The 9741-nt window shown below is 69.0% G+C and carries 8 protein-coding genes; 4 read left to right on the forward strand and 4 right to left on the reverse strand.

Annotation, left to right across the window (positions count from 1 at the left end; genetic code table 11):
* The 3 genes from E4F61_RS13495 to E4F61_RS13505 all read left to right on the forward strand — a co-directional run.
* On the forward strand, nt 1–913 hold a 913-nt coding region (locus E4F61_RS13495), incomplete at its 5' end, for a DNA mismatch repair MutL family protein (protein ID WP_484482007.1).
* Nucleotides 892–1818 carry a DUF1684 domain-containing protein gene (locus E4F61_RS13500; protein ID WP_133480145.1) on the forward strand — a complete coding sequence of 309 codons (927 nt, stop codon included), beginning with the start codon at nt 892–894 and terminating at the stop codon, nt 1816–1818. The genes E4F61_RS13495 and E4F61_RS13500, both read left to right, overlap by 22 nt.
* The gene (locus tag E4F61_RS13505) at nt 1818–2759 is read left to right on the forward strand and encodes a TraB/GumN family protein (protein WP_133480146.1); all 942 of its coding nucleotides are present in this window, start codon (nt 1818–1820) and stop codon (nt 2757–2759) included. The genes E4F61_RS13500 and E4F61_RS13505 overlap by 1 nt, the downstream gene beginning before the upstream one ends.
* An 18-nt stretch (nt 2760–2777) precedes the next feature.
* Here the strand turns inward: E4F61_RS13505 and rnfB are convergent, their stop codons facing one another.
* From rnfB to E4F61_RS13525, 4 genes are all read right to left on the reverse strand, one after another.
* The gene (gene rnfB / locus E4F61_RS13510) at nt 2778–3185 is read right to left on the reverse strand and encodes an Rnf electron transport complex subunit RnfB (protein ID WP_133480147.1); all 408 of its coding nucleotides are present in this window, start codon (nt 3183–3185) and stop codon (nt 2778–2780) included.
* Between the two features lie 23 nt (nt 3186–3208).
* On the reverse strand, nt 3209–5290 hold the full coding sequence (gene metG / locus E4F61_RS13515; protein WP_133480148.1) for a methionine--tRNA ligase: 2082 nt from the start codon (nt 5288–5290) through the stop codon (nt 3209–3211).
* Nucleotides 5291–5407: 117 nt separating this feature from the next.
* Nucleotides 5408–5836, reverse strand: coding sequence for a DUF2147 domain-containing protein (locus tag E4F61_RS13520; RefSeq protein WP_133480149.1), 429 nt, complete (start codon nt 5834–5836; stop codon nt 5408–5410).
* Nucleotides 5837–6019: 183 nt separating this feature from the next.
* Nucleotides 6020–8929, reverse strand: coding sequence for a TonB-dependent receptor domain-containing protein (locus E4F61_RS13525; RefSeq protein ID WP_133480150.1), 2910 nt, complete (start codon nt 8927–8929; stop codon nt 6020–6022).
* A 142-nt stretch (nt 8930–9071) separates the two neighbouring features.
* On the opposite strand from E4F61_RS13525, the gene E4F61_RS13530 reads away from it, so the two are divergent.
* A partial coding sequence (locus E4F61_RS13530) for a P-loop NTPase (RefSeq protein ID WP_238382949.1) occupies nt 9072–9741 on the forward strand: 670 nt, incomplete at its 3' end.

Genomic DNA, 9741 nt, shown 5'->3' on the forward strand with positions numbered 1-9741 from the left:
CCCGCGCCGCGTCGACGTCAACGTGCATCCGGCCAAGCACGAAGTGCGTTTCCGCGACGGGCGGCTGATCCACGATTTCGTCTATCGCACGCTGCAGGGCGTGCTCGCGGAAACGCGCGCGGGCACAAGCATCGCGGCGATCGGCGCGCAGGTCGCGGCGGCCGTGACGTCGACGCCCGCCTGGGCCGCCCCCGCGCGGCAGGCGCCGCTGGGACTGCAGGTCGCGGAGGCGCGTGCCGCATATGAAGCGCTCTATGCACCCGCCGAGCGCACGGCCGCGGCCGCGATGGCCACGCTGCCGCCGCCTGCCGCGGACGACACGCCGACCCTGCCGCCGCTCGGTTACGCGGTCGCGCAGTTGCATGGCATCTACATCCTGGCCGAATGCGCGGAAGGCCTGATCGTCGTGGACATGCATGCCGCGCACGAACGCATCGGCTACGAGAAGCTCAAGGCCGCGCACGATGGCGAAGGCCTGCGCACGCAGCCCCTGCTGGTGCCGCAGGCGGTGGCGGTGTCCGATCGCGAGGCCGACGTCGCCGAGCGCGAGGCGGCCACGCTCGCCGCACTCGGCTTCGACGTCACGCGCACGGGGCCGCAGTCGCTGGTGCTGCGCGCGGTGCCGGCGCTCCTGGCCAGCGGCGACACCGAGACGCTGCTGCGCGACGTGCTGGCCGACCTGCGCGAGCATGGCGATACGCGTCGCATCGCCGAGGCGCGCGACGAACTTCTGGCCACGATGGCCTGCCACCACGCGGTGCGCGCCAATCGGCGCCTCACGATTCCCGAGATGAACGCCCTGCTGCGCGAAATGGAAGCGACGGAGCGCTCGGGACAATGCAACCACGGCCGCCCGACCTGGGCGCGCTTCAGCCTGGCGGAGATGGATCGATGGTTCCTGCGCGGTCGTTGACCCGTGGCATCGCGGCGCTGGCGCTCGTGCTGGCGGCGTCGGCGTGTCGCCGCGATGCCGCGCCACCGGCGACGCCGCGCGCGCAGCCGGCCGCGTTCGTGCAGGCCGAGCAGGTGTGGCGTGCGGAACGCCTGCGAAAGCTCACGGCGCCGGACGGGTGGACATCGCTCGTCGGCCTGCACTGGATCGATCGCGGCGCGCATTTCGTCGGAAGTGCAGCGAGCAACGGCATCCGGCTGCGGGTGGGGCCGTCGCAGCTGGGCCTGCTCGCGCTGGACGACGGGCGGATCCGGTTCCAGCCCGCGAAGGGCGCCGGCGCGCTGGTCGACGGCCGGTCCGTGTCCACCGCGGTGCTCCGTCCCGACGACGATCCGGCGGGCGCGAGCCTCGTCGCGTTCGACGACGGCAAGGGGCTCGCCACGGTGATCCATCGCGGCGATCGCTACGCGCTGCGCGTCAAGCACGCCGACGCGCCCACGCGCACCGCCTTCCGCGGGCTGCAGTACTGGCCCGGCGGCCCCGACTGGATCGTGGACGCCCGGTTCGTGCCCAATCCGCCGGGCGCGACGCTCGGCATCGCGAACATCATCGGCATCGTGGAACCGACGCCGAACCCCGGCCGTGTCGAATTCAAGCGCAACGGCAATACCTACCGCCTCGAAGCGCTCGAAGGCGACGGCGGCGGACTGTTCCTCGTGTTCGCCGACCGCACCAGCGGGCACGGCAGCTACGGCGCGGGTCGCTTCATCGACACCGCGCCGCCGGTGGACGGCCGCGTGCGCATCGATTTCAACCAGGCCTACAACCCGCCGTGCGCGTTCACGCCGTTCGCGACGTGCCCACTGCCGCCCGACGGCAACCGTTTGCGCCTCGCCGTCATGGCGGGCGAGAAGGCCTACCACTGATGAGCCGAACGATGTCGCGATTCACGCTCCTGCTCGCCGGGCTGTTGCTCGCGGCGCCTGTGGTCGGTTCGGCGCCGAAGCCGCGTGCGCCGGAGGCGCCGCCGGTCCCGCTGCTGTGGAAGGTGTCGGATGCGGACAGCTCGCTCTACCTCCTTGGTTCGTTCCATCTGCTGGCGAAGTCGGACTACCCGTTGTCGCAGGACGTCGACCGTGCCTTCAAGGACGCCGAATCGCTGGTGTTCGAGGTCGCGCCCGACGATCTGGACGATCCCGGTGTCACCGCGAAGATGCTGGCGCTCGCGAGTTCGGACGCGGGCTCCAGCCTGGCACGCGTGACGCCGCCCGACCTCGCGCCGGCGCTGGCGTCGCGCCTCGCTGCCTTCGGCCTGCCGGCCGAACGGATGGCAGCCTTCGAGCCGTGGTTCGTGGACACCATGCTGGTGACGGTCCTCGGTCAGCGCGCCGGTTACGCGCCCAAGGACGGCCTCGACCGCGTGCTGATGGCGCGCGCGAAGGCGGCGGGCAAGCCCGCCCGTGGCCTGGAGACGGTCGACCAGCAGCTCGCGACGCTGGATTCGACGCCGCTCGCCGAGCAGGTCGCATCGCTGCGCGAATTCGTCGAGGAAGGCGAGGGCGCCGAGGCGAAGCTCGCTGCGCTGCATGCGGCATGGCGGAGCGCGGATCTGACCGCGCTGGAAACGATGACCCGCGAGGAAATGCGCGAGCGCACGCCGGTGACGTACCAGCGGCTCAACGTGGATCGCAATCGCGCGTGGGTGCCCCAGCTCGAGCGCATGCTGGCCGATGGCCGCGATCACGACGTGCTGGTCGTGGTCGGCGCGCTGCACCTGCTGGGCGATGACGGCGTCGTGTCGCTCCTGCGCGCGCGCGGTTATCGCGTCGAACGGATCTGCTCGGCCTGCACGCCCCCGCGCCGCTGACCGGGCCCGCGTCGACCGTCAGGCGGCCGGCACCATCACGATGCAGTCCACGGGACAGGCGGGCACGCACAGCTCGCAGCCCGTGCAGAGCGGCTCGATCACCGTGTGCATCGATTTCGCGCCGCCGATGATCGCGTCGACCGGGCAGGCCTGGATGCATTTCGTGCAACCGATGCAGTCCTCCTCCACCACCAGCGCCACGCGCGGCGGTGCCTGCAGGCCGCGAGCGCGGTCGTAGGCAAGGGGCGGCACCTGCAGCAGGCGCGCCAGTGCCCGCGCGCCGGCATCACCGCCGGGCGGGCAGCGGTCGACACCGGCCTCGCCGCGCGACATCGCCTCCGCGTACGGACGGCAGCCCGCGAAGCCGCACTGGCCGCACTGGGTCTGCGGCAGCAGGCGGTCGAGCCGTTCGACGAGGTCGGTCATCGCACTGCGCGTCGCGGTGTCGATCAGCGGACGGGCATGCCCGGTGCCGCGCCGGTGTCCGCATCGAGCAGGAACAGCCCGCCGCCGTCGAAGCCGGCCGACAGGATCATTCCCTCGCTGACGCCGAAGCGCATCTTGCGCGGCGCCAGGTTCGCGATGAACACCACGCTGCGGCCCACCAGCGTCTCCGGCTCGCCGTACGAGCCGCGGATACCCGAGAAGATCTGGCGCTGGCCGAGTTCGCCGGCGTCGAGCAGGAAGCGCAGCAGCTTGTCCGAGCCTTCCACGAAGCCGCACTCGAGCACCTTGCCGATGCGCAGGTCGAGCTTGGCGAAGTCATCGATGCCGATGTGCGATGCAGCGGGCGCCGCCGCATTCGTCGTCGCCTGCGGCGCGGTCGCGTCGGTGGTGACGGTGGCGGCCGAGGCCGCGGTCGCTGGGGTGGTCGTGGACTGCAGGGTGTCCTTGCTGGCGTCGGTCATGGCGTCGATCTGCTTCGGGTCGATTCGGGTGAAGAGGGGCGCGTAGGGCGCGATGTCGTGTGCGAGCAGCGGCGCGGCAGCATCGTTCCACCGGGCGATCGGCGCACGCAGGAAGGCCTCGGCCTGCGCGGCCACGCGCGGCAGCACCGGTTTCAGGGCGACCGCGAGCACGCGGAACAGGTTCAATCCCTGCGTGCAGACGGCCTGCAGGTCAGCATCCGCGCCCGCCTGCTTGGCCAGCACCCACGGCTTGGTCTCGTCGATGTAGCGGTTCGCTTCGTCGGCCAGCGACATGGTCAGCCGCAACGCCGTGGCCGCCTCGTTGCGAGCGTAGGCGGCGGCGATCGGCTGGAGCTGTGCGACGAAGCGCTCGCACATGGCGCCGTCGGGCAGCGCGTCCGCGAGGCGGCCGCCGAAGCGCTTCTCGATGAAGCCCGCGCAGCGGCTCGCCAGGTTCACGAACTTGCCGACGATGTCGGCGTTCACGCGTGCGATGAAGTCCGAGAGGTTCAGGTCGACGTCGTCGACGCCGCCCGAGGTCTTGGCCGCGAAGTAGTAGCGCAGCGCTTCCGGATCCAGCCCGCTGTCGAGGTAGGTGCGCGCCATGACGAACGTACCGCGCGACTTCGACATCTTTGCGCCGTCCACGGTCAGGTAGCCGTTGACGTGCAGGCGCGTCGGTGCGCGGAGTCCGGCGCCATGCAGGACCGCCGGCCAGAACAGGCCGTGGAAATTGACGATGTCCTTGCCGATGAAGTGGTGCATCTCGGCGTTCGAGCCCGCGCGAAGGTAAGCGTCGAAATCGATCCCGCGGCGCTCGGCCAAGGCCTTGAAGCTCGACAGGTAGCCGATCGGCGCGTCCAGCCAGACGTAGAGGAATTTGCCGGGATGCCCGGGAATCTCGAACCCGAAGTACGGCGCGTCGCGCGAGATGTCCCAGGCGCGCAGGCCGCCCTCGGCATCGAGCCATTCCTGCAGCTTCGCCTTGACGCCCGGGACCGCGACGTCGCCCGCCAGCCATTCGCGCAGGAACGCGTCGAAGCGGCCCAGCTCGAAGAAGAAGTGCTCCGACTCGCGCAACTCCGGCGTCGCGCCGCTGATCACCGACCGCGGTTCCTTCAGCTCCGTCGGCGCGTACGTCGCGCCACAGTGCTCGCAGTTGTCGCCGTACTGGTCCGGCGTGCCGCAGTTGGGGCAGATGCCCTTGACGTAGCGATCGGGCAGGAACATGCCCTTGACCGGATCGAACAGCTGCGCGACGGAGCGCCGCGTGATGCAGCCGGCGGCGTCGAGCGCGCGATAGATCGATTGCGTGAGCTCGCGGTTGCCGTCGGAGTTCGTCGAGTCGTAGTGATCGAACGCGACGCCGAAGTCGGCGAAATCGCGCTCATGGCCCGCCTGGACGCCGGCGATGAACGCCTCCGGCGTCGTGCCGGCCTTTTCGGCCGCGAGCATGATCGGCGTGCCGGGGGTGTCGTCAGCGCAGACGAAATGGACGGTGTCGCCCGCCATGCGGTTCGCGCGCGTCCAGATGTCGCCCTGGATGTAGCCGACGAGATGGCCCAGGTGCAGCGGGCCGTTGGCGTAGGGCAGGGCGCAGGTGACGAGGATCTGGCGGGGCATGATCGGCGGCGTGACGCGGGGGTCGGCCAGTATCGCACGCGCGCTTTTCGCGGCCGCCCTGCGGAAACGCAAACGGCCCGGTTTCCCGGGCCGTCCGTGTTCCTCGAGGCGACGTGCTCAGTGCACGCGGACCCAGGTCGCGGTCTTGCAGATGAACAGCTTGCAGCCGGTGACTTCGAGCTTGTTGCCGCCGTCGACCAGCTTCACGCTCTTGGCCTTGAAGCCCATGCCGGCCGACGGCTTGTAGCCTTCGCCGCCGCCCCAGCCGCCGTTGACCGGCGACAGGTTCCACAGGATCGGCATGCCGACGGTCGACTTGCCCTTCTTGGCGCCGTCGCACTTCGTGCAGGTGGCCGCCGAGGGGTCAACGGCCTCGACGATCTTGGCCGCCAGCTTGCCGTTCTGGGCCTGGTAGACCTCGGCGATGGTCATGACCTTGCCGGTCTCGTCGTCGAGCGTCTTCCAGCGGCCGATCGGCGAGTTGTCGGCGGCGGAGGCGAGCAGCGGCAGCGCGAGCGCCGCCAGAGCCAGAAAAGTCTTGCGCATGGAGTCCCCCTCAGGACGATTCGTCCCCTGCACACCGCAGGGGTGGCCTTTTATAACCGGAAACCGCGCGGGGCGCGTCACCGTCCGGCCGCTTGTTCAGGTGGTCGCGGGCGAGCGCTGGAACGGCGCGCCGGCCAAAAAAAAGCCCGGCCGAAGCCGGGCTTTTCGTGAAGCGGTGGTGCGTTAGAACTTGTACCCGACGCTGAAGTACACGCGGCGGCCGAGCGGGTCGGCACCGATCGAGTAATCGTAGAACGGGTAGCCGGTGTTGCTGGCATCTTCGCGGTACTGGTTGTTCAGCACGTTGTTAACGGTCAGCGAGGCCGTCAGGTTCGGGCCGAACTTCTTGGCCACCTGCAGGTTGTACAGCATGTACGGCGGCAGGCGACGCGGCGAGAACCCACCCGCGGCGTTGGTGTAGTCCTGGCCGACCCAGTTGCCGTTCGAGCCGTAGCGCGTGCCGAACACCGTCGTCGACCAGTCGCCCTTCGACCAGCCCAGCGAACCGCGGACCCGGCTGCGCTGGTCGCTGATGGCGACGTTGTCGCGGTAGTCCACCAGCTCGTCACCCGCGAACTGGCGGTAACGGTTGGTCAGGCTGAGCGAGTAGCCCAGCTCCAGGGCGAAGCGGCCCCAGTTAGCGGTGTTGAGCTTGTAGTGGTACGTCGCGTCGATGCCGCTCGAGTCCTGCAGCGCCGAGTTGATGTACGCCGAGTTGATGCGCTCGATGCGGTTGTCCAGCGCCGTACCCGGGTTGGCCGGGAGACGCGTGACGAGGCTCGTGACGTTCTGGCAGAACGCCGAGTTCGAGGTGTACTCGAACGGCGAACCGTCGCGCTTGACGCCGAGTCGGCAGTTGGCTTCGTTCTCGAGGATGTACGCCGAGCTCAGCTGCGTCGCGGCGTCCTCGAGCTTGATGCGCCAGTAGTCCACCGACACGTCCATGCCCTGCATGATGTCGAAGACGAAGCCGGCCGTGAACGACTTGCCTTCCTCTTCCTTCAGCAGCGGATTGCCCGCGATGACCGTCTGCGCCGAGTAGATCGTCGGGTCACCCACCGTGCCCGAGCAGGTCGTGCGCGAACGCGGCGTCGGCGGCGTCGCCTGGCCGAGGCCGGTACCCGAACGGCAGGCGTACTCGTCGAGGACCGTCGAGAACGAGGCGGCGCCCTGCGCGAACACGAGCTGCATGTCCGGCGCGCGGAAGCTGGTCGCGTACGAGGAGCGCAGCAGCAGCTTCTCGAACGGACGATATTCCAGGCCGAGGGTGTAGGTGATCGCGTCGTCGACGGCGGTGATGTCGTCGTACTTGTCGTAACGAGCCGCCAGCTGCGCGGTCAGCGACTTGAGGATCGGCACGCGGAACTCAGCGCCCACGGCGTAGCGGTCACGCTTGCCGTGCGACTCGCCGGAGCTCGTCAGGTTGTAGATCGTGCCGGCATCGCGCGGACGAAGCTGGTCGGTGCGCGGATCGCTCTCGAGGTCGAACTCCTGGCGCGCGGCCTCGAGCACGCCCGCGAAACCCACGGCACCGGCGGGCAGGTCGAACAGGTCGCCGCTGACGTTGAAGTTGAACGTCGACGAGCCCGTCGTGCCCTTGTTGATGACGCGCGTCGAGATCGAGCGGTACTGCTCCGGCGTCAGCGGCGTGTTCCAGCGATCAAGGTTCAGGCGGTACGTCGGGTAGATGCTCGTATAGCCGAGCTGCGGGCCGAGGAAGTAGTCATGCACCGCCTGCGCCAGCAGACGCGGGCGATCGGCTTCGTACTCGTAGCGCGACGTGGCGGCCGAGGCCTCCCAGTCGAAGCGCTCGCCGATCGTGCCCATGGCGCCGACCATCACGTCGTAGGTGCTCTCGTCGAACTTCGTGGTCGAAGCCTCGAGGCCGCCGAGCTCGAACGGGTTGAACACGCGCTGCAGCTGGATCAGCGAGCCGAACTGCGGATCGTAGTAGACGCTCGTAGAGCCGCCGCTGGACGTGCGCATGAACTGGTCGCCGGACGTGCCCCAGAACTCGGTGCCGCTGGAGGCGGCCGCACGGCTGGAGTAGTACGTGGCGCTGCCGAACAGCTGCACGTTGTCGGTCAGGTCGAACGTGCCGTAGCCGTAGGTCGACCAGAAGTCGCCCTTGTTCGAGATCGAACGCGAGCCCGGCTGCGTGAAGGAACCACAGTACGTGCCACGCGCGGCGGTCGTGCGGGTCGTGTAGCCGAAGCGGTCGCAGACGTCCTGGCCCGGATAGTAGGCGTTGCGGCCGATCTGCGAGGACGTGCCCGACTGGCGGATCGCGATGAGCGACAGCGCCGGGTTGGTCAGGTTCGCGCCGAGCGGGCCGTTGCGCGTATCGGAAAGGAAGTCGCGCTGGCTGGCGAACACTGGCTCGTTCGCGCCGTACTGGAACGCGTACACCGCGCTCCAGCGGTCGCCGGTGCGGCCGCCCGTGTATTCGAGATTGACGCTGTCGCCGCCGCCATCGGTCGTGGTGCCGACCGTGCCGCGCACGAAGTTGCCGTCGAAATTCTTGCGCGTGACGATGTTCACCACGCCCGCGATGGCGTCGGAGCCGTAGATCGCCGAGGCGCCGCCGGTAAGGACTTCCACGCGCTCGATGATCGAGGACGGGATGGCCTTGATGTTGACGACGTTGTTGTCGCGGTTGTACGGCTGCGGGTACTGCGCGGGGCGGCGGCCGTTGATCAGCGTCAGCGTGTAGCCGGGGCCGAGGTTACGCAGGTTGACGACCTGGGCATTCGGCGTGAAGCCGGTGATCGCGAGGTCACCCGTGAACGACGAGGTCGTGTTCTGGGTGAGCGTCTGCAGCATGTCGCCGACGGTCTGGAAACCTTCGCGATCGATGTCCGCGCGGGTGATGACCGTGACGGGGGCCGGACCTTCGGTCTCCGAGCGCTTGATGCGCGAGCCGACGACGGTGACCCGGTCGAGCTCGGTCTTCTTCGCGGCGTCTTTCGATTCGTCCGTGGTGGTGGTCGTGGCCTGCTGAGCGAAGGCCGCGGTGGCCGCCGGAAGGACGAGGGCCGCGAGGACGGCCGATGCGATGCGGCTGCGCCGCAGTCGCTGTTGCGTAACTGGCATTTGGTTTCCCCAAAACAGAAAATGATCAGTGCCGCCCTCCTTGCGGCCCCCTGTCTCCCTGACGCCTCGACCGTAACATGGCTTTAACAAGTTGTGTTGCGGGGACGGCCCGTCCTCAGCATCCTTTTTTTGGAACGCATTCATGAGCGACCCGCTGGCCAGACGCCTCGACGCCCTCCCGCTCAATGGTTTCGGCGTCACCGTCGGAGAGGTGGGCCGCGTCTCGGTCGGGCCCGAGGGGCCGGGTGGTGTCGTGGTCGACATCACGTTCGGTGTGCCCATTGCTGCCGTGCAGCATGAAATCGTGCGATCCGTGGCGGAGGTTATTGCACTCGTTGGCAGGGACGGCCCCCCGGCGGTGGTCCGGCAGCGCATCGGCGTCCACGCGCCGCAGGCGGCCACCGTGCCCTTGGCGAACGTCCGGAACCTGATCGCCGTCGGGTCCGGCAAGGGCGGCGTGGGCAAATCGACGGTCGCCGTCAATCTCGCGGTGGCGCTGGCCCGGGAGGGCGCGCGGGTCGGGATCCTCGATGCCGACATCTACGGACCCAGCATCCCCACCATGCTCGGCGTATCGGGGCGGCCGGACAGCCCCGACGGCAAATCGATCGAACCGCTGCGCGCCCACGGCGTGCAGGTGATGTCGATCGGCCTGCTGGTGGAGCAGGACACGCCGATGATCTGGCGCGGACCGATGGCGACCTCCGCGCTGACCCAGCTGCTGAACGATTCGCGCTGGGACGACCTGGATTACCTGGTGGTCGATCTGCCGCCCGGCACCGGCGACATCCAGCTGACGCTCTCGCAGAAGA

This window comes from Cognatilysobacter segetis, assembly GCF_004359965.1.
Classification (GTDB): domain Bacteria; phylum Pseudomonadota; class Gammaproteobacteria; order Xanthomonadales; family Xanthomonadaceae; genus Cognatilysobacter; species Cognatilysobacter segetis.